Raw genomic sequence first — 23,760 nt, 5'->3', positions numbered from 1 at the left:
GGAGCTATTCGACCGGCTGTGGTGTCGGAGCCTGCTCTTCGGGCTGTTGCTGACGAATCGTCCACTGCCGATGAGATTTTCGTGCGAGAAAGTAGTAGGTCGATGCTGCAGCACTACCGCCGACGAGCCACGAGATGTCGAGACCGCCGAGCGCCTGCGAACCGAACCCCTGCAATGCCGGGACCATGCCGTTGAGAAACATCCAGGTGCCGAAAATTCCCACGGCGAACGCCACGAGCGCACGCCAGTTGACGTCCTGCATCCTCGTCGAGCCCACGTCGTCGAACAGATGGCCGTAGCGGGTGCTGGCGCGCTCGAAGACGTAGTAGTGCACCAGCATGATCGCGCCCCACGTCGCCACCCAGCCCACCACACCCACGAGCCAGGCGTCGAGGGTCTGCGCCGCATCTTCCTGGAAGACGAAGAACACGCTCGCGGCCAGTGCGAGAACGCCGACGACAAGGTTCAAAGTGCGCCGACTCAACTTGATATCGAGGGCCTGCGCCGTCACACCGAAGCTGTAGACGTTGAGGACGTTCGTGGCGATGGGGCCGTGCAGAACCAACAGCAGCACCGGGATGGCGAGCGCACCGAAGTTCTCCACGATGAGCTTGCCCGGATCGACGGAACCGTTGGTGGTGGCCAACGTCGCGCCGAGCACACCGAGCCACACGACGGGGATCAACTGTCCCAGGGCACTGACCAGGTACAGCTTGCGTCGCGGAACACGCGTACTCACGAAGCGGGAGTAGTCGGCGGCGTAGGTCAACCACGTCAGTCCCCAGCCGATTCCGATGGCCGTCATCACGGCCGACATGGCGACGATGCGCTCGGTGCCGGCCAGCGCAACTCCGTCCGGACCGGAGTAACTCCAGTCGATGTCCAGGTGGAACCAGGCCACGATCGACATCAGAACCAGCACCACGACGGTCGGCGGAACGGTCCAGCGCTCGAATGCCGCGATCGCCCGGTATCCGGCCATGGAGATACCGACCTGAATCGCCATGATGACTGTGGCCACCGCGACCTTCCATCCGACGTTCGCGGCGTCCGGGTCGACCCAGCTGAGTTCGCCGAACAGGGCCATCACCAGGTCGAGGACGATCCAGGTGTTCACCGCGCACCAGCCGACGACCACCACGGCCTGGACGGCGGAGGGAACGTAGTTGCCTCGACGACCGAAGACCGAACGGCCCAACAGCATTCCGGTCGTTCCCGTTCGTTGTCCGAGTAGAACGAAAAATCCGAAGATCGCCATTCCGATGACATTTCCGAGGACGAGCACCGTCAGGGTATCCGCCAGGCCGAGGCCCATGCTGATGCCGAGCGCGCCGAGCACCCAGTTGATCGGCGCGATGTTCGCACCCGCCCATATCCAGAACTGACCGGACAGCGCAGTGGTTCTCTGGCTCTCGGGAATCGGCTGGAGCGAATCCTCGACGTCGTGGGAATGTGTGGTCACCGTGAACTCCTCGGTATGCGGTCGACCGGCGGTTCGGTCGGCCTCGTGAGAAGCCTGCTGCCCGTGTGTTTCCCGAACCCTTACGCAATGTAAGCCACTCGTAACAGCGAGTGGACAGAATGTCACCTATGAATGTGCTCGACGCCTTCGATGACGTCTATCTTTCCGCGGCGCGACCCGAGCTCGTCGCGGGAAGGCGTTCTGCGACGCGGTCTCTGCGGTGGGTTCATGCCAGCGAGCAACTCGACATCGCACCGCTCTTGCGCGGTGGGGAGCTGATTCTGATGGAGGGTGTGTACTTCGGCGGGTGTTCCGACGCCGATCTGGTGACGTACCTCGAGTCGATGAATGCCGCGGGAGTCGTCGGTATCGCGGTGGAGACGGGGGGAATCCTCGACGTCGTTCCGCCGCTTCTGGTCGAGCATGCCGAACGGATCGGCTTTCCGGTGGTGCATCTCCGACGCCGTGTGCCGTTCGTACAGGTATGCGAGAGCATCAACAGTCAACTTGCCGACTCCGCTCTGCGTCGGCTGCAGATGGCAAACCGTATGTCTCGGTTGTTGTCGGCCTCGATCGAAACGGACGGGGCGGTGGACGCCGTTCTCGATGTGCTCGGTGCCGAGACTCGGTCGTCGGTGACGCTGCATTCGGCGTCGGGAGATCTGATCGGGCAATCCGGACTCGTCACCGAGCCATCGGATTTCACGTCGTTCGAGGTGCCCGTCACCAGTGGTGGTCGGGACGTCGCGGTGTTGACCGTGGCTCCTGGACCGGATGCCGACATCTATTCGATAAACGCCGGACTGGAGAGAGCTCCGGAAATCCTGTCGATTGCGTTGCTCAGTTCACGCCCGGCCAGGGTGGAAGACCGACTGCGTACCCGCTTCTTCTCACTGTTGTCGGCGACGAATTACCCCGCCTCCGATGTCACCGATCACCTCGACGGCGTCGCCGAGCGCATGGGCATGCCCGAACACGACGCCTACCTGACGGTGTCGGTCGAATTCGACCACGAGCCGGCCGCCGGCACGTGGCAGCGCACAGTGGGGTCGGTGTCGCCGCACAACTGGTGCGAGAAGATCGGCGACCGACACGTCGCTGTTCTCGGTTTCGCCGACCAGGAGATGCTCGATGCCCGACGGCCGGTTCTGCTGTCGATGTTGCAGGCGACGCAGTTGCGTATCAGGCGAGCCGGTGTCGGTCCGGGAGCCTCCGATCGCCACGGTCTGCGCCGGTGTTTCGACACCGCCACAGCAGTGCTCGCGCTGGACCTCGGCCCTCACGACCGCATCCGCGATGCCCGCAATTTCGCACTTGCCCTACTGGTGGAGTCGATGTCGGGAAAATCCACGGTCGAGAAGTTCGTCCACGATCAGATCGGACCGTTGCTCGCCCACGATCGGGAGCGGCACGGAGAGTTGTACGTGACCCTGCTGGCCTACCTCACCCATTGGGGTAGCAAGACCGAGACCGCGAAAAGCCTTCGGATACAGAGGCAGACGCTCTATCAACGGCTCGACAGGCTGTTCGACGTTCTCGGTCCACTACCGGCAGGCTCCCCTCGATTCCCGGGGATCGCCACTGCGGTGTTTCTCGAACAGGCCCGCCGCCAGGGCTGTACCGTCCCCGGCGGCTGACCCGTCGACAGATCCTTCTCACACCTCGGCGTCGACCTTGTCCGGCTCGCCTCGACGCATCGCCAGGTACTCGGAGAGTTCGCGTTTGACCACGGGCAGCAGCAGGTACAGGCCGGTGATGTTCACCAATGCCAGCAGGAACAAGGTGGCGTCGGCGAAATCGAGCACCGAGCCGAGGGACAGTACGGTTCCGATGACGGTGAACATGCAGAACATCACGTTGAAGAAGGTCCGCGAGAAGCGGCTGCGTCCGAACAACGACGTCCACGCTTGCAGTCCGTAGTAGGCCCAGGTGATTGCGGTCGAGAGCGCGAACAGAGCCACCGCGAGAGTCAACACGTACGGGAACCACGGGAGCACGGTCTCGAAGGCGTCGGAGGTGAGGGTGACACCGCCGGCGGGAAGCTCACCGGTTTCGGCGACGATCGCGCGCTGATCCTGCCAGGTGACGGTGTTGGCGATCACGATGGTCAGTGCGGTCGCGGTACAGATGACGACCGTGTCGATGAAGGGCTCGAGCATGGCCACGAAGCCCTCGGTGACCGGATGCCTGGTCTTGACGGCCGAGTGCGCGATGGCTGCCGAACCCAATCCGGCCTCGTTCGAGAATGCGGCGCGCTGGAATCCGATGATCATGACTCCGAGTACGCCGCCGGCCACACCCTCGGGCGAGAACGCACCTTCGAAGATCGCGGTGAACGCCGTGGGGACCGAACGGAAGTTGACGGCGATGACGACGCCGCACGCGACGATGTAGATCAGCGCCATGGACGGTACGAGCTTGGCGGTCACCGCCGAGATCGACTTCATGCCGCCGATGATGACCAGACCGATGATCAGCGCGACGACGATGCCGAACACTGCTTTGGCTCCGTCGGAAGCGAGGAATCCATCGTCACCGCCGGTGACCGAACGGACCTGTGCGTACGTCTGATTGGCCTGGAACATGTTGCCGCCGCTGATGGCGAAAAACGTGATGACGATGGCGTAGAAGACGGCCATGACCTTGCCGACCTTGGCGAGTCCCCGCTCTGCCAGACCCTTGGTCAGGTATTTCATGGGTCCACCGGAGACTGTGCCGTCCTCGTTGATGTCTCGGTACTTCACGCCGAGCGTGCACTCGACGAACTTCGACGCCATGCCCAGCAAGCCTGCGAGGATCATCCAGAGTGTGGCACCGGGTCCACCGAGCGTCACGGCGACGGCGACACCGGCAATGTTGCCGAGCCCGACGGTTCCGGACACCGCGGCGGTGAGTGCTCTGAAGTGGCTGACTTCACCGGGCGCGTCCGCCTCGTCCTCCTTGCCGCTGACGAGAATCAACGCACGCTTGATTCCGCGGACCTGGATGAACTTGAACGCCACCGTGAAGACGACGGCACCGACGATGAGCCAGAGGACGATCAGTGGAACAGCGGCTCCGCCGATGTTCACGGTGAAGAAGACGAGATTCGACACGGCAGCGGAGATCGGATCGAAGGCATTGTTGATCGCCGTCTCGATGGAGCTGATCGTGCCTCCGTCCGCGGCCAGTACATCGGTTGCGAGGGGGTGAGAGCTCATGGCTTCGAGTGAACAGCACGTTGACCGCAGAAGACGCCATTTACCGAATTTCGAGCAATAATTTACGCGATCTTGACGAGACGCTCGCGGGCTCAGACCGCAGATCTGGCCGGTATTCGTCTCAAAAGCACTGTTGCAGCATCCAGTACGACATGACGGTCGTAGGTGAGGCGGTAGTCGTACATCGGGGTGCCGTCCTCGGCCGTGCCTCGCTCCACCGCAATGAGCGCCACACTCGACATCGGAGCCAGAATCACGATCGAACGCTCCAGCGCCAACGGTTCGTCCGCGCCCACCACCACAGCACGGAAGCTGGGCGCAGGCGGCGCGGCATGCGAGTCGAAGACAGCCGTCAGCGCGGTCCGGGTGGCGAGGTCCTCGAACATCGCCTCGCGTGCAGGCGTCAGGCCGGTGGACGCGCTCACCGTCGCCAGTACGACGGTCGAGGAACCGGTGCCGTATGCACTGTGCAGCAAACTGTTCTCGATGGCGTCGAGCAGTGTGGAATCCGCGTGCCTGCGGGCGCCGAGCGAATGGGTGAGCCCGTACGGCGTGACCGCCACCGGGGCGCGCACGGTGACCGTTCCATCCAGGTCGAGCGAACGGACGGGTTCGGGTACCGCACCGAAATCCGGGAGAGGGGCCGGTGTGCCGTAGAGGTATCCTTGCCCCAGAACGGCCCCCATCGCGCGCGCATAGCTCTCGTGCCGCTCGGTTTCGATCCCCTCGGCCAGGACCAGGGCACCGGTACGTTCTGCCTCGGCGGCAACGGCAGCGACGATGGCGGCGGTCTCGTTGCTCGAACGCCCCTGCACCAGAGCCATGTCGAGCTTGATCACGTCGGGACGCAGCAGCGGGATCAGCGCCAGGCTGGAGGAATCTGCCCCGACATCGTCGATGGCGACTCGCCACCCCAGGTTTCTGGCGTGCTCGGCCGCCCTCAGCAGACCCGCCGGATCACCCATCAGATCACGCTCGGTGATCTCGACGATGATCGACAGCCGCGACGCGTCGGCGAGCATCGGTAGGTAGTCCCGAGGAGGAGGTGCATCGAGGGCAACAGGTTCGGCATTGACGAACAGCGCGAGCTGATCGGGATAGCCGGACTCGACGGCACCGCGGAGCGCGCTGAGTCTGCACCGCCAATCGAAATCGGCGGTGACGCCCTGCGCGCGTGCCACCCCCAACAGTTCCGGTGGCGGGATCGGCGGACCTTCTCCGCAGGTCCGCACCAACGCTTCGTACCCTACGACGGCGCGCCCGTCGAGCAAGACGATCGGCTGATAGACCGACGTGATGTCGATCGACACCGGCGAAATTGCGGCACTCGTCGAGCCTCGACGCATGGGTGGACCCTCCCTCGATACTGATCGATCGGTCCCCACCCGGGTCATCATCTTGCCCGACTGCACCGTGATGTCCACAGCCGACTGCGGTCTGCACGTCGATCGACTGGTTATAAGGTGCTCGAAGGACTCGACGAACGGCGGTGACGACAGTGGGAGCGGACTCTCGTCCTCGTGCCCCTCACGACCGCCTCTTCGCGGATCGATACCGACTGGGCACCGTGTTGGGACGCGGCGCAATGGCCGACGTCGTGCACGCCGACGACGACGTTCTCGGCCGGTCCGTAGCGGTGAAGATATTTCGCCACGGTGAGCCGCCGGACTCTGCACAGCGCATCGATGCAGAAATTCGTACTCTCGCGTCGCTGTCGCACCCGGGTCTGGTGACGCTGTACGACGCGGGCACTGCACTCGACGACAGCGGGGTGCCGGTTCCGTACCTGGTGATGGAGCTGATCGACGGTCCGACTCTGAGTGCGTATCGCCGGAGCCGATCGATGAACGCCGCACACGTCGCGCGGATCGGTTACGAGTTGGCGGAAGCTCTCGCCTACATTCACGACCGGGGTGTGGTCCATCGGGACATCAAGCCGGCCAACATTCTCGTCGCGCAGGCACCGGAGGTGGGCGTGGGGCAATGCGCCAAACTTGCCGATTTCGGCATCGCCCGTATCGTCGACGCCGAACGACTCACCGAGCACGGCACCACAGTCGGTACTGCGCACTACCTCAGCCCGGAGCAGGCGACGGGTACGTCTGCCGGCCCGCCGACGGACATCTATACGCTTGGTCTCGTTCTCATCGAATGCCTGAGCGGCACAATGGTATTCGAGGGAAGCGCCGTGGCAGCAGCGGTGGCGCGCCTGCACCGCGATCCCGACGTGCCCGAGGGGCTCGGACCGGACTGGCACGCGCTGTTGACGGAGATGACAGCCAGACGCCCGGAGGATCGACCGGACGCAGCTGCAGTTGCCCACCGACTGCGCGGGCTCTCGCGCAGCACAACACCTCTTGCTCACACTGCCGTGATGCCAGTCGAACCCATCGACAGGGCTGCGCCCTCAGCATTTCCAGCGTCGGCTACGGCCGAATCTCCCCGCCGCCGATGGATGATCCCGGCGGCAGCGGCTCTGTTCGTTTCGCTGGGCGCGGCGATCGTCTGGGTCGCAGTCGGCACGGGTGATGAGCCGGAGCCCATGTCACCTGCGACACCGACTCCGACAGTCGTGGAGTCGCCGACCGTTGCGGCCACAACACCTGCACCTGAGCCCGCACCTGCGACCTCGATCCCGGTCTTCTCGAACCCGCCCGAGCCTGCACCCGTCCCCACGTCGAATCCGGATCCGATCGAACCGGCCGCGCCTGCACCGCTACCGCCGGGAAACGGCAACGGAAATCCGGGGAACGGCAATTCGGGAAACGGCAACGGCACCAGCGGGAACGGCAATTCAGGAAACGGCAACAGCGGGAATGGAAACGGCAATTCCGGCCGAGGGAACTGACCCCACGGCCGTCGGCGGACAGGAGTGACGGTGACACACGTCGATACCCTCGTGGTCGGAGCAGGTATTTCCGGCTTGGTCGTTGCGAGACTCCTCCATCGTGCCGGTCAGCGAGTCGTCGTTCTCGAGGCCAGAGACCGCGTGGGCGGTCGGGTCTGGACGATGCGCACCGCCGACGGCATCCTCGACGTCGGAGCGTCCTGGATTCACGGAACGGACGACAACCCTCTCGCCGATGCCGTACACGCCTTCGGAATGCGGACCGTCGAGTTCACCGTCGGTAGCTACCAGCCCGACGGCAGGCCCATCGCGTACTACTCCCCCACCGGGACCAGGTTGAGCGACGAGTCCGCCGCGCAGTTCGGCGCCGACGTTCACCACTTCGACGAACTGTTCGCCGCGACAGTTGCAAAGTCGTCCCCGGGGACATCGTTCGGAGACGCAGTGGAAGCAACTCTGACGCAACTGGATTGGAACATCGACCGACTCGAACGAGTTCGCGAGTTCCTCGGACATCGAGCCGAGGAACAGTTGGGAGTAGGAAAAGACCTCCTCGACGCGCACGGTTTGGACGACGACGCCATCGAGGGCGACGAAGTCGTGTTCCCCGACGGTTACGACGAGCTGGCGGTTCGATTGGCCGTGGGGCTCGACGTCCGGCTCGAACACGTGGTGAGGCAGGTCCGTTGGGGTCGAGACGGAGTTGGGGTCGACACCGGATCCGGGACGTTCTCGGCCGAGCGCGCTGTGGTGACGGTGCCGATCGGAGTACTGAAGTCGCCGACGTTCACCGTGGAACCGCCTCTACCGGAACCTGTTTCGGGTGCACTGGAACGACTCGAGATGAATGCCTTCGAGAAGGTCTTCCTTCGGTTCCCCACCAAGTTCTGGGACGAGAACGTCTATGCCGTTCGGCAGCAGGGCGAAGCCGGGCGCTGGTGGCACTCCTGGTACGACGTGACCATGCCCCAGGGACGTCCGACGCTTCTGACGTTCGCAGCGGGTACCTGTGCGCAGCAGACTCGGCACTGGTCGGACGCGCGCATCGCGGACTCGGTTCTCGAGGCGCTGCGTGGCCTGTACGGCGACCGGGTCGTTGCACCGGACCGCGTGTATGTCACTCGCTGGCAGGACGATCCGTTCTCGTACGGTTCGTACTCGTACATGACGGTGGGTTCACGTACGCGCGATCACGACGACCTGGCCACTCCGATCGGCGATGTACTTCATCTCGCCGGTGAAGCGACCTGGACCGATGATCCGGCAACGGTCACAGCGGCGTTGAAGTCGGGACACCGTGCAGCAGAACGTATTCTGGGGCGTTCGATACCGTTCGGCGACATCTGGAGTCCTACGAAGCGCTGACAGCACGCGCCGAACCCCACCACGCGCGTCTTTGTTCGGTGCAAACTTTCGACCATCTGCGAGTAATGTGCTGTCGACGCACCCACACACCGAGCACTCCAGGATGGCACCGTGGATACCGTCAGTTCGATAATCGACTTCTTGGCAGATCGTCTCTACAGCGTCTTCCTGATCTACTTGTTGATCGGCGTCGGACTGTACTTCACCGTTCGCACCAAATTCGTTCAGATTCGACTTCTTCCGTCGATGTTCAAGGCAATCGGCGGATCTCGGTCGAATGCCGAGGGCGGCATCTCGGCGTTCCAGGCCTTCTGTGTCGGCCTGGCGTCCCGGGTGGGTACGGGAAACATCGCAGGTGTTGCCATCGCGATCACTCTCGGCGGACCGGGTGCAATCTTCTGGATGTGGCTGGTCGCGGTGGTCGGCATGGCGACGGCGTTCATCGAGGCGACTCTGGCGCAGATGTACAAGGTGCGCAATCCCGACGGCAGCTTCCGGGGCGGTCCTGCCTACTACATCCAATTGGGTCTGGGTTCGCGTCGATGGGGAATCGTCTTCGCGTGCCTGCTGATCTTCGCTTTCGGCTTCGCATTCAACATGGTTCAGGCGAACACCATCACCGAATCGTTCTCGTCCACGATGAACATCGATGCCGGGTGGATCGCGGTGTTCCTGGTGGTGCTGTCTGCTCCGATCCTCTTCGGTGGTGTCCGGCGAATCGCGCGGGTGGCCGAGTACCTGCTCCCCGTCATGGCTTTGGTGTATGTCCTGCTCGCACTGGTGATCGTGGCGATGAACATCGGCGAGATCCCGACGGTCTTCGGTCAGATCGTCTCCAGCGCATTCGGTTTGAACGAGGCGATCGGCGGCACGACGGGCGGAATCCTGGCCGCCATGCTCAACGGCGTCAAGCGCGGACTGTTCTCCAACGAGGCAGGCATGGGCAGCGCGCCCAACGCCGCAGCGACCGCGACGGTGTCCCATCCGGTGAAGCAGGGTCTGATCCAGTCGCTCGGAGTCTTCTTCGACACCATCGTCATCTGCAGTGCGACAGCGTTCATCATCCTGGTCTCGGGCGTGTACGACATCAGCAACCCGAGCGGAGTGGCGGGCGCGGTTCTGACTCAGGACTCGATCTCAGCTCAGCTGGGCACGTGGACCACGATTCCGATGACACTGTTGATCTTCACGTTCGCGTTCTCCTCGATCCTGGGCAACTATTCGTATGCCGAGATCAACCTCAATTTCCTCGGAGTCGAGGGCAAACTGCTGAACCTGTTGCGCACCATCGTCCTTGCAGCCATCGGCTTCGGCTCCCTGTCCGCGCTGACGACGGTATGGCACTCGCGGACGTCGCCATGGCGGCGATGGCAACCGTGAACCTGGTAGCCATTGCGCTGCTGGGCAAATGGGCCTTCGGTGCGCTGGCGGACTTCGAGGCGATGCGGCGCGAAGGTCGCGACGACAAATTCGTCGGACGCGGAAACAGTCATCTGCCGGGCGACCTACCCGGCGACGTGTGGGATCCGGTGCTCGACAACGATCCGGCGGCGAACAAGCCCGACGTCGCGCGGTAGTCGAGGCAAGCGTCGACACTGTTCGATTCGGACCTTCCGGACAATTCACACGTTAGGGTGATGAAACGTCCACACCGAGGAGGTTCCATGACGCAGGTCGGCGACGACGAGAAGGCCGGTCGCGCATCCGAAGGCCACGACTTCGACGAAGTGGATCGGAGATCGGCCGGAGAACGCGAAGACGAAGTGCAGCCCGGTCGCCGCAAGCGGCAATGGGTCGGACTCGGCGCAGGCGTTCTGTTGGCACTTGTCGTCTATCTGGTTCTCCCGGAGGACGTGGCGCACCCGGCACGGCTGACGGCAGCCACCGCGGTTTTGATGGGCATCTGGTGGATGACCGAGGCGGTGCCCATCCCGGCGACCGCACTGCTACCCCTCGTCATCTTTCCGGTATTCGATTCCGGCGTCGTCGTCAACGACGTGGGTGCCTCGTACGGAAACAACATCATCTTTCTGTTCATGGGCGGCTTCCTCCTGGCGCTGGCCATGCAACGGTGGAATCTGCATCGCCGTATCGCGCTGCTGACGGTCAACGCCATGGGCACCAAACCGACCATGGTGATCGCCGGGTTCATGATCGCGACCGGCTTTCTGTCGATGTGGGTTTCCAACACGGCCACCGCTGTGATGATGATTCCGATCGGTGTCTCGGTCCTCGTTCTGGTTCTCGACATCGGCAGGAAGGCCGGAGCTGTACCCGGCTCCGACGGTGGAACGAGCCCGGACGCCGAGACCATCACGCAGGCCGTCATCAAGAGCAACTTCGGCACCGCACTGATGCTCGGTATCGCCTATGCGGCATCGATCGGCTCACTCGGAACGATCATCGGCACCCCGCCCAACACCTTGCTGGTCGGTTACCTGGAGGGGCAGGGAATCACCATCGGATTCCTCCAGTGGATGATCGCCGGCGTTCCGCTCGCGGTGATCCTGCTCGTGATCGCCTGGTTCCTGTTGACCCACGTGATGTTCAAGCCCGAGATCGACGACATACCCGGCGGTAAACAGCTGATCAGAGGTGAACTGGACGCCCTGGGCAGGATGTCGCAGGGAGAGATTCGGGTCGCGATCATCTTCTGCCTGGCGGCCGCTTCCTGGGTGGGGGTTCCGTTGCTCTTCGACAGCCCGCCGATATCCGACACCGGCATCGCCATGACCGCAGCTCTCCTGCTGTTCCTGCTTCCCAGCGGCAGCAAGAAGGGTGTGCGTCTGATCGATTGGGAGACCGCCGTCAAACTCCCGTGGGGCGTGTTGTTGCTGTTCGGCGGCGGGCTCGCCCTGTCGGCACAGTTCGAGTCCAGCGGCCTGACGGAGTGGATAGGTAGCGTCGCAGGCGGTCTCGACACGATTCCGGTGGTCATGTTGGTCGTCGTCGCCACGGCCGCGATCATCTTCCTGACCGAGATCACCAGCAATACCGCGACAGCGGCGACTTTCCTCCCGGTAGCAGGGGGCGTCGCGATGGGCATGAACATCGATATTCTGGTCCTGACCGTCCCCGTAGCGCTGGCCGCGACCTGTGCGTTCATGCTGCCGGTCGCGACTCCACCGAATGCGGTGTCCTATGCCAGTGGATACATCACGATCGGTCAGATGATGCGTGGTGGTTTCTGGCTCAATCTGATCGCCATCTCGTTGATCACCATCGCCGCGTACACGGTGTTCGCATGGTCGCTGGGCATCCAGTTCTGACGCGCTGGACAGGAAAAATCCACGATCGAAGACCGACTTCGGCTGATTTCGCCCAGACAAGCTTGCTTCGGGTTTACGATGACGACTTCATCCAGGCGGATGACCCGTTCCAGGTGCGCGCCGCCATCCCCTGGTCGGTGCTGAGTCGGCGTACCTGCCGGCTCGGCAAGGTACGGGGGGTGGGGCATGGTCTCGGACGTCATCGACTGCAGCACGGTCTTCGCACACGACATCGAGCAGGTCTGCGGGGTCTTGAGCGCGGTCGAGCTGTTCCCACGCTACTTCCCCGGGCTCGACTACTGCGTGCTCCGTGAATCCACGGCCGGCTACCGGTGCGGAGTCGGCGGTGTCGAGCACGCCCTCGACCTGGTGGTGAACAGACGAAACCGGCCGATCATCACCATCGAGCACGTCGAGTCCGGCGGATTCATCAGATTCACCCTCACTGCGCGCTCGGCAGGCGAGACGAAGATCGATGTCACCGTGTTCAGAGCTGGCCTCGGCGGGTCGTACTCGCCCCAACCCGAGCACAACCGCGCGGTGGTCGACTGGGTGATGGGTGGTCTGCGCCGACTGGACAACTGCCTCTCCGGCACCTCGACGTCGATCGTGTCCAATACCGGGGATTCTCGGTCACTCCCGTTGGCAATCATGAAGACGATGGTGGGAACCGGCGTCATTCGTGCTGCACGTCCCGACCGCGCGTACAAGCAGCTGAACTCACTGGCGAAATGGGGCTTCACTCTGGGCGGAGGCTTCGCGGCCGCAGCAGCGAAGTCGCCGAACGCGATTGCCTTGATCGACGATCGAGGGACCCGTACTTTCGCAGAGATCCACCAGCGATCGCACCGCATCGCCGCAGGTCTCGATGCGGCCGGAATCAGTCCTGGTAGCACCGTCGGCATTCTGGCTCGAAACCACTCCGGGATGATCGAGTGCACCGTCGCGTGCGGCATGCTCGGGGTCGAGGTGGTCCTTCTCAACACCGGTCTCGCTGCCCGCCAGATCGAGACCATTTCCGCCCGACACCAGCTCCGAGTGCTGTTCGTCGACGACGAGTTCGACTCGATGGTTCGCTACCTGCCCGACGACGTCACTCGTGTGAGCCTTTCTTCCCACACTGCCGTTCCGCGTCGACGCACCCTCGAACACTTCGTCGCAGCACCGTCCGCGGCGTTCACGAGGCCGGACAGACCCGGTTCGGTGGTCGTGTTGACCTCGGGAACCAGCGGGTCACCGAAGGGTGCGGTTCGTCCCACACCGAAGGGCTTCGGAACTGTTGCAGCCATGCTGTCTTGGATGCCCCTCCGGATGAACGAGACGATGTTGATCGCGGCACCGATGTTCCACAGCTGGGGGTTGGCGGCACTGCAGATCAGTACGCCGCTGCGCGCCACGGTGGTTCTTCAGGATCGATTCGATCCGGAGGACTGCTTGCGGGCTATCGAGGCGCACCGTTGTACCTCGCTGATCGCAGTTCCGATCATGCTGCAGCGGATACTCGACCTGCCCGACGAGATCCGATCACGCTACGACACTTCGAGCCTGCGAGTCGTCGCATGCAGTGGGTCGGCATTGACCGGATCGACCGTGAGCCGCTTCATGGACGTCTTCGGTGACGTCCTCTACAACTTCTACGGTTCCACCGAGGTCTCGTGGGCAACGATCGCCACCCCCGAAGACCTACGCGCCGCCCCCGCCACTGCCGGGCGCCCTCCTCTTGGTACGACGGTCGCGGTACTCGACGCGGACGGTACTGCCGTTCCGGTGGGAACCCTCGGTCGAATATTCGTCGGCAACGACATGCTCTTCGACGGGTACACCAACGCCCAACCGCCGTCGACGGCGTCCGCCCGCGGAGCTGCGCTGATGGATACCGGCGACCTGGGGTACATCGACTGCAACGGGCGGCTGTTCGTCTGCGGCAGGGACGACGAGATGATCATTTCCGGAGGCGAGAACGTCTTTCCCGGCCCCGTCGAGGATGCCATCGCCAATCTTCCTCAGGTCGGCGAGGTCGCGGTCGTCGGTGTGCCCGACAGCGAATACGGACAGCGTTTGGCCGCATTCGTCGTCGGCCGCGGATCAGCAGGCCTCGATGCGGACATGGTGCGCGCCTACATCCGAAACCGTTTGAGCCGCTTCTGCGTTCCCCGTGACATCACATTCCTCGACGAACTGCCCCGAACCGCGACCGGCAAGGTGATGAAGAGGATGCTGATCGAGCCGCCTACCGCCGCTGGGATGTAATCGTCATTCGACGGCACGGGCCGCAATGGCCCAGAGCCGTTCGGCGACATCGAGATCGAGGGCGTACGAGGCCACGGAGTTCGCCAGTTGAGTGATGTCGGTAGGTCTGTGATCGACGGCGATCGCTTCCTGATTGTCGTTGAAGTAGCGGCCACCGATGCCATCCAGTTGTCCACTGGTAGCGACCATCACAGATGTCGACGCGCCTTGCGCTGGCGTCTTCTGTAGTTCGATGGGAGTGGCGAGCGTGCCACCGACATGGCGTTGCAGAGAGGTCGCGATTACTCCCGGGTTCACGGAGTTGACCGTGATTCCGTCGTCCGCCCACCGTGAGGTCGCGGCCACTCCGAACAGAACGACGGCAGTCTTGGACTGTCCGTAGGCCTGCAGCGGGTCGTAGGGCCGGAAGCGAAAGTCGATGTCGTCGAACACTACCGGCGAGAACAGGTGAGCCGAGGAAGACACCGACACCACCCGCGCGCCGTCGGCGAGCCGCAGGGCGTCGTGAAGGCCTGTCGTGAGGGCGAAGTGGCCGAGGAAATTGGTCGCGAACTGCCTTTCCCACGTGTTCTCGACCAGGGTCAGCTCTTGGATGGCCATGACACCCGCGTTGTTGACGAGCAGATCCAGGGGCTCGTCCCACGCGTCGACGAATGCTCTCACCGATGCGGTGTCGGTGAGGTCGAGCTCGCGTACGTCTATCTCGGAATATTCGGTGTCGGCGACGATCTCCGCGGCAACTCTCCTGGCGGCGACGACGTCGCGGACAGCGAGGGTGACCCGTGCTCCGCGGCGAGCGAGCGTCCGAGCGGTCTCGATCCCGATGCCCGACGCGCCCCCGGTGACGATGGCGCGATTGCCTGACAGATCGATGCCTTCGCTGACCTCGTCGGCGGTGGCGCCGGCACCGAACGGTGTGACGACTCTCGTCATATCGAACTCCTTCTCGTGAAGCCGCTGTGTGCGGCACTCTCAGAGTGAGGTGCTCCCGGGGACCATCACGAGCCCGCGGCATCCTGGGTTTCTGCGGGCTACTCATCACCCGGGTTCCGGATCTACGGTGGAGCGATGGACAACCACGAGGCGCTCGGTGGGTACCTTCGAGCGCGCCGCGAGCAGCTCGAACCCGAGGATGTGGGCCTCATCGGTGGTGGGAGGCGTCGCGTTCGCGGACTGCGCCGCGAGGAGGTCGCGATGCTCGCGGGAATCAGCACCGATTACTACGTTCGGCTCGAGCAAGGCCGCAACCAGACTCCGTCGACGCAGGTGCTCGACGCCCTGGCCGCGGTGTTGCGTCTCGACGCCGACAGCACTGCATACCTGCACGCTCTGGGCACTCCCCCTACATCGGCTCGCCGTCCAGCGAGGAGGAGGGAGCGAGTGTCGGCCGGAACTCTTCGGTTTCTCGACGCGTTGCCGATGCCGGCGTTGATTCACGATCGCCGCTTCACGGTGCTGGCCGCGAATCGAATGGCAACGGCGTTGTCTCCCAACAACTCCCCCGGGGTCAACCTGCTCCGTGCGGTATTTCTCGATGCCGACGAGCGAGAGTTGCACCGCGACTGGAGCCGCGTCACCACCGACGCCGTGGCTGGAATTCGGGCTGTCTCGGCGACGCATCTCGACGACGAGGTTCTCACCGCACTGGTCGGCGAACTGTCGATCGCGAGCGCGGTGTTCAGGCAGCTGTGGGCGCGCCATGACGTACACCTGAGAACGGGCGGCACCAGCCTTCTAGATCACCCCGAGGTCGGCCCCCTCGACCTTCGGCACGAGAAACTGACCGTTGCGGGTACCGATGGCCAGACCCTGGTTGCTTATCACGCCGAACCGAACACCCCCTCGGCCGATGCGTTGCAGCTCTTGGGCACCCTCGCCGCCCACGCACACCGTTAGGAGTCGCTCGGTCGCCGCATGTCGCCGATCTTTCACTTAGTACCGCGCTTTGTATCTACTATCTCAGTTGCTTGACTATTCAGAATCTGAGATTGTTGATCGCAGACACGGGAGGAACGCGAATCGATATGTCGAAGGCATCGGAAGGCCCCCGAGTGGGAAGGCCCTCGCAGGAACGGGGCGAGCATTCTTCCTTTCTTCAGCTGTTCCTCGAAGCAACTCGTACAGAACAAGTCTCCGACGACACACAACCTGCGCGCGACGACCGTGACGGAGGGACAGTGTCTCTGCGCTGAGCGGAGCGAAAGACACCTACGTCCCGGTTCCACCACCCGAGCAGGTCCCAGGTCTCATAATCGACAGAGGCCGGTCGGGATTCGAGGATGAGGATCGGAGACATCATGGACACATCGTTGGCAGTCTTTGCCGTGGTCGCAGGCTTCGCAGTCGTTCTGGGTGCCTTCGTATTGATCGCACGCTTACTTCGCTCGCGCATGCGGCGCGGCCGTTTTCACGGAATCGAAAGCGCTGTCGGAGGATCGGCCTTCATGGGCTCGCCGCGCGAGCGTGGCATCACTCCCCGTGATCACGGTGATCCACGAACGCACACCGAACAGAGCGAGCCGTGACCGACTTCGCTTCGGCCTGAGGTTCCGCTGGAACCCCGGCCACGATCTGTCGACACGCAGACGAAGGAGAGAAACCACCATGATCGACGACGAGGCCACGAGCCGGAACAGGGGTCCGCGCTTCGAGGACGGGCTCGAGGTCCGTCGAAACGTGATGGGCCACGAGTACGTCGAGAAGGCGTTTGCCAGTGCCGCCGACACCGACTCCGCTGCCCTGCAGGACTTCGTCACCGACACCGTGTGGGGCGGCGTGTGGACGCGGCCCGGCCTCGACAACCGCAGTCGGAGCCTGCTCAACCTCGGCATCCTCATCGCGCTACGCGCCCACGAGGAACTCGCAGGACACGTACGCGGAGCTCTCCGCAACGGCCTCACCCGAACTGAAATCACCGAAACTGTCGTCCACACGGCGGGGTACTGCGGTGCGCCTGCGGCGCTGGCTGCGATGCGCGTCGTGCAGAAGGTGCTCGATGCCGAACTGGGTCCGCTGGTGCCCGCGAAGGAAGACGAACGAGCCGAATGACCGATGGCGGCACCCGCGCATAGTGTCGACGAAGTGGGTACACCGGATGCATGCCGGAACTACCCGAAGTCGAAAACGCCCGACAGGTCGTCGAGAAAGCTCTCGGTCGCGTCATCGTCGACATCGATGACACCGACACGTTCGAGTGCCGACCTCATATGCCGGGCGATATTGCCGGCGCACTGATCGGCGGGAAACTCACCGAGGCTCGTCGACGCGGTAAGGCGATGTGGTGCGAGACCGTCACGGCCGACGGCTCGAGCGGGCCGACCCTCGGCATACACCTGGGCATGGGCGGACGCGTCATCGTCACCGCTCCCGACGGCGAGCGGACGTCGCAGTACGGAGGCGGCGATCCCCATGTCGGCGAGCGCCCGACCGACAAGCCGGAGTGGACTCGGTTCTCCATGACGTTCGACGACGGTGGACAGCTCCGGCTCTTCGACAAGCGCCGCCTCGGCCGGGTTCGACTCGAACCCGACATCGACGCTCTCGGTCCGGATGCCGCGGAGATCACGCGCGACGATTTCCGCCACCGAATCGGTTCCAGCGGTGCACCTCTCAAGGCACGACTGCTCGATCAAGCGGCGATAGCGGGGGTCGGCAATCTACTGGCCGACGAGGTGCTGTGGCAGAGCGAGCAATCCCCGTCCAGGCGGGCAAACACGCTCACGACGGAGTAGCTCGACGAGCTTCGCGTTGTTCTGCGTCGCGCGGTTCGATCGGCCACGAAGAAAGGTGGAGTGCACACCGGGGAGATCATTCCGTTCCGAAAAACCGATGCGGCGTGCCCACGATGTGGTGCCCCGATGGCACGCGGAACGGTGGGCGGCCGCACAACCTGGTGGTGTTCTCGTGAACAATCTTGATCCGATCCATCGTGCGGGACGAGCTCGATAATGCTGTAGGACAGCATTTTTCGAAATTGTCAAACGAGATCGCATGCAGCGAAGCCTCACCGGACGCCGACCTCCCCGACGAGGCGCGCACCGAACTCGTAGCGAACAAGCTGCCGAAGGTTCCCGCGAGCTTCGCCGTGGAGTCGACCGCACGGCCACTTCCACGTCGACGGACTCCCCGCGGCGTTGGATGCCGATAGAGAGTGTCGACGCCACAACGTTTTACGGCTGAGTCGAGAGCTGCGACTCAGCGTTACAGTCTGATCAGGACGTCGCTTCGACCGCGAGGCGACCCAGTGTGTCGTTCAGCTGATCCTCGGTGACCAGAGGGAACTTGATCTGCTCGAGCAACTTCTTGTCCGTGACCTTGGACCAGTCGTAGGTATGACGGACCAGCGTCTCGTTCGGGCCCTGAGACTCGAGCTCCCACAGCCACTCCCAGCCGGGAGGCTCGTTGCCTGCGGGTGCCGTCGTCCATGCGACCAGCTTGTCCTTGATGTAGCCCGTCACATGGTTGTCGGTCTGGTACTCGCCGCCCATGTGATCGCCCTGCATGTTCATCGTGAACTTCTCGCCGACCTTCTGAATCCGGTCGGCGTGGTCGACACTTCGTACGAAGCCTGATCCATCGAGCGCCTGATGCCGCTCGGGGTTGGTCAGCACGTCGAATACAGCGTCGACGGGAGCTTCTATGGTTCGTTCGACTGTGACTTTCGTGTTGTCTGTCATTCTTCCTCTGTGCCCAGAGTTCGACACGTTCAATCGCGGCACCGCCGGAAGATTCGATCGAACCGTCGTCACACCGCGTCCCAACTGGGCTTTTTCGTCGACGTCTCTGCAGCTCGGGGCCACTTCGCCAACCCACCCGAACCTGTAGTTGATGGTAGGCTAGCCTAACTATCGGCTCGGGGTGATCGATCGCGTACGACGTGAATCCTCGGTGGCCACGTACAAGGCGAGGCACTGTGCCACTTCGTCGGAGCAGAGACATGGAGATGAGCCAATGCGGGTAGTGCTGTTCGGTTTCCAGACTTGGGGTCACAAGACGTTGCAGACGCTCGTGGATTCACGCCACGACGTCGTCGCGGTAGTGACGCATCCGGTCAGCGAGCAAGCGTACGAGAGCATTTGGTCCGATTCCGTCGAAGATCTCGCACGCAATCACGGCATCGAGGTGTACTTGGCGAAGCGTCCCGACAAAGCGCTGGAGGAACGTCTGCAGCTGTGGGCACCGGACATCATCGTTGCGAACAACTGGCGGACCTGGTTGCCTCCCGAGATCTTCGCGATGCCTCCGCACGGCACGGTCAACCTGCACGACTCACTGCTTCCCGCCTTCACCGGATTTTCTCCGGTGATCTGGGCGCTGATCAGTGGTGCCGCCGAGACCGGACTGACGGCGCACCGAATGGACGGCGAACTCGACACCGGCGATGTCATCACCCAACGGGCGGTTCCGATCGGACCGAGGGACACCTCCACCGATCTCGTCGAGGCGACGATCGACTTGATCCCCGAGGTACTGCTGGACGCACTCGAGAGTATCGAGAACGGCACCGCCACATGGACTCCGCAGGATCTGACGAAACGAACGTTCTTCCACAAACGACACGAGTCGGACAGCTGCATCGACTGGACTTGGCCCGCCGAGGACCTGGACAGATTGGTTCGTGCGATGTCCGATCCTTATCCCAACGCCTACACCTTCCACAAAGGCCGAAAGCTTCGAATCATCACCGCTCACGTCTCGGACGGTATCTACGGCGGAACACCCGGTCGGATATTCATCAGGGAGGGCGCGGGAATGGTGATCGTGTCCGGCCCCGACGCCCACCGCGGCACCAACCACGGACTCGTCATAGATCGCGTGCGCACGGAAAATGGGGACGATGTCGATGCGCTCGACTATTTCGTGACCGGCGGCGGCTACCTCACGCCCACGGCATGAAGGACGACGTGACAGGCGGGCAAATCATCCGTCGAACACTGACGCGCAACAAGCGCAGAGTGAGCATCGGAACACTGCTCATCTGCATCCACCAGCTTGCCGAGACTGCAGTTCCGATCGCGTTGGGGTGGATCATCGACTCGGCGATCTCCTCGGGCGACGTCCCCTGGTTCGTCCTCTCGATCGTCGGACTTGCAGCGTTGTTTCTCTGTCTGACAACGGCTTACCAGTTCGGTATGCGGTTCCTCAACGTCGCTCTGCAGCACGAGGCGCACCGCATACGAATGGAGGTCACCGGTCGAATTCTCGATCCGCGCGGCCTGGACACAACTCTGCGGGGTGGTGAGCTACTGACCATTTCCAGTACCGACGCCGAACAGTCGGCATGGTTCCTGGATCTGTTCCCGCGCATCGCGGCCGCTGCCACCGCCGTCGTCGCCACGGCCATTGCGTTGATGGTCATCGACGTGCCGTTGGGACTCGCCATCTTCATCGGCACCCCGATCTTCGTCGCCGTGCTTCAGCTCGTCGCACCGCGGGTGACCAGGCGGGCGGCCGAGCAGCAGCGAACGGTCGCCGAGGCGACTGCGCTGGCCACCGACCTCGTCAGCGGGCATCGGTCGATCGAAGGTATCGGCGCGGAAACCGTAGCGGCGACGCGCTATCGACAAGCGAGCGCGAAAGCCCTCGGCGCAGCACTGCTCACGGCGAGATCGCTGGCGACGCAATCGGGGATCACCACCGGCGTGAGCGCGGTGGTTGCTGCATCCGTCGCGGGGCTTGCCGGCTACTTCGCTCTCATCGGACGCATCACCGTCGGAGAATTGATTGCCGTCGTCGGTCTGGCGCAATTCCTCATCGAACCACTGGGTGTGTTGTCCTCCACCCCGGCGATCATCGCGCGGGCGCGGGCGTCCGCCGATCGCGTCGCCCTGGTACTGGGAGCGGATCGAATTCTGCACCACGGCAACCAAAACATCACCGGCAAGCGGCTCGATCTCGGCCTCCGCGGCGTCACGCACCGGTCCTTGCAGAAGATCGACCTCGACATCGCGGCTGGGGAGACAGTCGGAATCCTGGCGTACGGGTCCGAGGACGCCGAGTCGATCGTGGCCGTTCTGTCCGGGCAGGTTTCGGCTGCCGACGTCAGCGGCGAGGTTCTGCTCGCAGGCACGCCCACCCGCGACATCGAACTCGCGCAGGTCCGAGCGGCAATCGTGGTCGAACCACACGTCTCCGACCTGTTCGCCGACACGGTGAAGAACAACATCACCGCCGGACGCGGATACACCGACCGACAGCTCGACGGAGCGCTTCGCGCCTCGGGCGCAGACCAGATCGTCGACAGTCACACCGACGGTCTCGAACAGCGGCTGACCGAGAGGGGCGCCAATCTGTCCGGGGGACAACGACAACGCATCGCGCTGGCACGGGCCCTGTTCGCCGAGCCTCCCGTACTGGTGTTGCACGAACCGACCACCGCAGTCGACTCGGTCACCGAACACACCATCGCTCGGGGTATCGCGACTCTTCGTCACGGGCCCAACGTACGGACCCCGAAAACGACGATCATCGTGACCAGCAGTCCTGCATTGCTGTCCGTGGCTCACCGGGTGGTGGTGATACGTGACGGGCGAATCGCGGCGGACGCACCCCATTCCGTTCTTCTCGAACGGGCCGAGGGCTATTCGGAGGCGGTGCTGCGATGACCGACGACACCCGTCTGCCCATCGCAACCGCCGGACGATCGTGGTCGTGGCTACGCGGACAACTCGCGGCCAGACCAGGGCTCGTTGCACTCACTCCGTTCGTCGGCGTCGTCTCCGCCGTATCGGCTCTGGCACCGATCCTGATTCTCGGTCGGCTCGTCGACGAGGTCGTCGCGGGCGCGCCGCCGGGCCGGATCGTGATGGTGGTGGTTCTGGTCATGATCGCCGCAGGCGTCAACGGGGTGTTCGCCGGGCTGATGGCTTACCTCGTGGCGAAACTGGGCGAAGGCGTGGTGGCACAGCTGCGCGAGCAGGTGGTGACCCGAGTTCTCGCGCTCCCCACTCGCACGGTGGAACGAGCGGGACGCGGAGATGTGCTCTCGCGCATCAGCGATGACGTGTCCCAGGTGACCCGCGCCGTCAACGGCGTACTCCCCGCCGTGGTGAACGCGGTGTTGTTGATCGGGGTGTCCGTCGTGACGATGTACGGCATCGACTGGCGTCTCGGGCTGGCCGGCAGTTTGGCACTACCGTTGTACGTCACCGCTCTTCGGTGGTATCTGCCGCGCAGCGGGCCTCTCTACGCAGCCGAACGGGCCGCGATGGGCGACCGTTCGCAGGCGCTCATCAGCAACATCCAAGGCGCGCGCACGGTGCGCGCGTACCGCCGCGAAGACACTGCTGTCGCGTCCGTGGAGACGGAATCCGAACGGGCCAGGGACTTTTCCATCGCGACGTTCACACTGCTGACTCGCTTCGTCGGCAAGGAGAACCGCGCGGAACTGGTGGGTCTCACCATCATCCTGAATACCGGGTTCTTTTTGTTCAGAGGCGATCTCGTGACTCTGGGCGCAGTCACCGCTGCAACGTTGATGTTCCATCGACTGTTCAACCCGCTCGGTACCGTGCTGTTCCTGTTCGACGATATCCAATCCGCCGGTGCCAGCCTCGATCGTCTCGTCGGCGTGGTCGACATGGCATCGACACGAACGACAGGGATCGACGCCGAACCTGTCGACGCGACGTTGGAACTATCCGACGTCACGTACGCCTACTCCACCGGGGGCGACGTTCTGCACGGCATTTCGCTCAGCGTTCCCGCCGGAAGTACGGTGGCAGTGGTCGGCTCGACCGGTGCCGGAAAGACGACTGCCGCGCTTCTCGCAGCAGGGTCCCTCGAGCCCGACCGCGGCTCGATCACGTTGGGCGGCATCCCGTTACGTGATCTCGGTACCGACCGACTCAGGCGGCACATCGCGATCCTTTCGCAGGACGTCCACGTCAGTGCCGGCCCTCTCGCCGACGATCTGAGGCTCGCGGACGCGGATGCCGACGACTCCGCTCTGTGGGACGCCCTCACTCGGGTCCGAGCTGCCGACTGGGTCCGGGCTCTTCCGGAGGGCCTCGACACACGCATCGGGGAGAACGGGCATCCGCTCAGTGCATCCCAAGGGCAGCAGCTCGCACTGGCGAGACTGATCCTGTCCGATCCCCCGGTCGCAATACTCGACGAAGCGACCGCGGAGGCCGGCAGTAGCGGAGCCCGCCTGCTCGAAGACGCCGCATCGGCAGCGACCGAGGGCCGGACCACGGTGATCGTGGCGCACCGGCTGACGCAGGCCGTGGCAGCAGACACGGTCGTGGTGCTCGAGCACGGCCGTGTCGTTGAATCCGGCACCCACTCCGATCTCGTGACAGCAGACGGCCGATATGCGCGTCTCTGGTCGGCATGGTCGGGCAGAACAGATGTCGAGTAGACGCA

At 63.6% G+C, this 23,760-nt stretch carries 17 protein-coding genes and 1 pseudogene; 13 read left to right on the top strand and 5 right to left on the bottom strand.

What is annotated here, in order from left to right:
* Positions 1–4: 4 nt before the first annotated feature.
* Positions 5–1,462, bottom strand: a complete 1,458-nt coding sequence (locus QM590_RS04925; RefSeq protein ID WP_269594043.1) for a purine-cytosine permease family protein — start codon at positions 1,460–1,462, stop codon at positions 5–7.
* Between the two features lie 128 nt (positions 1,463–1,590).
* On the opposite strand from QM590_RS04925, the gene QM590_RS04920 reads away from it, so the two are divergent.
* Positions 1,591–3,099, top strand: coding sequence for a PucR family transcriptional regulator (locus QM590_RS04920; protein ID WP_269594042.1), 1,509 nt, complete (start codon positions 1,591–1,593; stop codon positions 3,097–3,099).
* A gap of 18 nt (positions 3,100–3,117) precedes the next feature.
* Here the strand turns inward: QM590_RS04920 and QM590_RS04915 are convergent, their stop codons facing one another.
* Positions 3,118–4,662, bottom strand: coding sequence for an alanine/glycine:cation symporter family protein (locus QM590_RS04915; protein ID WP_269594041.1), 1,545 nt, complete (start codon positions 4,660–4,662; stop codon positions 3,118–3,120).
* 92 nt (positions 4,663–4,754) lie between these two features.
* On the bottom strand, positions 4,755–6,008 hold the full coding sequence (locus QM590_RS04910; protein ID WP_269594040.1) for an EAL domain-containing protein: 1,254 nt from the start codon (positions 6,006–6,008) through the stop codon (positions 4,755–4,757).
* A 143-nt stretch (positions 6,009–6,151) separates the two neighbouring features.
* Between QM590_RS04910 and QM590_RS04905 the strand changes: the two genes are divergently transcribed.
* From QM590_RS04905 to QM590_RS04880, 5 genes and pseudogenes are all read left to right on the top strand, one after another.
* Positions 6,152–7,510 carry a serine/threonine-protein kinase gene (locus tag QM590_RS04905; RefSeq protein WP_269594039.1) on the top strand — a complete coding sequence of 453 codons (1,359 nt, stop codon included), beginning with the start codon at positions 6,152–6,154 and terminating at the stop codon, positions 7,508–7,510.
* Positions 7,511–7,540: 30 nt separating this feature from the next.
* The gene (locus QM590_RS04900) at positions 7,541–8,875 is read left to right on the top strand and encodes a flavin monoamine oxidase family protein (protein ID WP_269594038.1); all 1,335 of its coding nucleotides are present in this window, start codon (positions 7,541–7,543) and stop codon (positions 8,873–8,875) included.
* 111 nt (positions 8,876–8,986) lie between these two features.
* Positions 8,987–10,452: pseudogene (locus tag QM590_RS04895) on the top strand (alanine/glycine:cation symporter family protein).
* Positions 10,453–10,539: 87 nt separating this feature from the next.
* A complete protein-coding gene (locus QM590_RS04885) occupies positions 10,540–12,144 on the top strand; it encodes an SLC13 family permease (protein WP_269594035.1) in 1,605 nt (534 codons plus the stop codon).
* Positions 12,145–12,330: 186 nt separating this feature from the next.
* A complete protein-coding gene (locus QM590_RS04880; protein ID WP_269594034.1) occupies positions 12,331–14,394 on the top strand; it encodes an AMP-binding protein in 2,064 nt (687 codons plus the stop codon).
* A gap of 3 nt (positions 14,395–14,397) precedes the next feature.
* Here the strand turns inward: QM590_RS04880 and QM590_RS04875 are convergent, their stop codons facing one another.
* Complete coding sequence (locus tag QM590_RS04875; protein ID WP_269594033.1) at positions 14,398–15,327, bottom strand: SDR family NAD(P)-dependent oxidoreductase; 930 nt, start codon at positions 15,325–15,327, stop codon at positions 14,398–14,400.
* Positions 15,328–15,462: 135 nt separating this feature from the next.
* Here QM590_RS04875 and QM590_RS04870 point away from each other — a divergent pair, with 135 nt between their 5' ends.
* The 4 genes from QM590_RS04870 (at position 15,463) to QM590_RS04855 (ending at position 18,125) form a co-directional block, all read left to right on the top strand.
* A complete protein-coding gene (locus QM590_RS04870; RefSeq protein ID WP_269594032.1) occupies positions 15,463–16,290 on the top strand; it encodes a helix-turn-helix domain-containing protein in 828 nt (275 codons plus the stop codon).
* 401 nt (positions 16,291–16,691) lie between these two features.
* Positions 16,692–16,919: a hypothetical protein gene (locus QM590_RS04865; protein WP_269594031.1), complete on the top strand. Its 228-nt coding sequence runs from the start codon at positions 16,692–16,694 to the stop codon at positions 16,917–16,919.
* A gap of 79 nt (positions 16,920–16,998) precedes the next feature.
* Positions 16,999–17,442 (top strand): carboxymuconolactone decarboxylase family protein, encoded by a 444-nt coding sequence (locus tag QM590_RS04860; RefSeq protein ID WP_269594030.1) that lies wholly within the window; start codon positions 16,999–17,001, stop codon positions 17,440–17,442.
* 50 nt (positions 17,443–17,492) lie between these two features.
* Complete coding sequence (locus QM590_RS04855; protein ID WP_269594029.1) at positions 17,493–18,125, top strand: DNA-formamidopyrimidine glycosylase family protein; 633 nt, start codon at positions 17,493–17,495, stop codon at positions 18,123–18,125.
* A gap of 480 nt (positions 18,126–18,605) precedes the next feature.
* Here the strand turns inward: QM590_RS04855 and QM590_RS04850 are convergent, their stop codons facing one another.
* The gene (locus QM590_RS04850) at positions 18,606–19,070 is read right to left on the bottom strand and encodes an SRPBCC family protein (protein ID WP_068047344.1); all 465 of its coding nucleotides are present in this window, start codon (positions 19,068–19,070) and stop codon (positions 18,606–18,608) included.
* 274 nt (positions 19,071–19,344) lie between these two features.
* On the opposite strand from QM590_RS04850, the gene QM590_RS04845 reads away from it, so the two are divergent.
* Genes QM590_RS04845 through QM590_RS04835 form a run of 3 tightly spaced genes read left to right on the top strand, consistent with a single transcriptional unit; the run spans position 19,345 to position 23,755 of the window.
* Positions 19,345–20,289 carry a methionyl-tRNA formyltransferase gene (locus QM590_RS04845; RefSeq protein ID WP_269594028.1) on the top strand — a complete coding sequence of 315 codons (945 nt, stop codon included), beginning with the start codon at positions 19,345–19,347 and terminating at the stop codon, positions 20,287–20,289.
* A complete protein-coding gene (locus tag QM590_RS04840) occupies positions 20,286–21,998 on the top strand; it encodes an ABC transporter ATP-binding protein (RefSeq protein ID WP_411741288.1) in 1,713 nt (570 codons plus the stop codon). The genes QM590_RS04845 and QM590_RS04840 overlap by 4 nt, the downstream gene beginning before the upstream one ends.
* The gene (locus tag QM590_RS04835) at positions 21,995–23,755 is read left to right on the top strand and encodes an ABC transporter ATP-binding protein (RefSeq protein WP_269594026.1); all 1,761 of its coding nucleotides are present in this window, start codon (positions 21,995–21,997) and stop codon (positions 23,753–23,755) included. The genes QM590_RS04840 and QM590_RS04835 overlap by 4 nt, the downstream gene beginning before the upstream one ends.
* The last annotated feature ends 5 nt before the right edge of the window (positions 23,756–23,760 follow it).

Source organism: Rhodococcus sp. IEGM 1372, from assembly GCF_030056835.1.
Lineage (GTDB): Bacteria > Actinomycetota > Actinomycetes > Mycobacteriales > Mycobacteriaceae > Rhodococcoides.
This window is presented reverse-complemented; position numbering and strand designations above follow the sequence as displayed.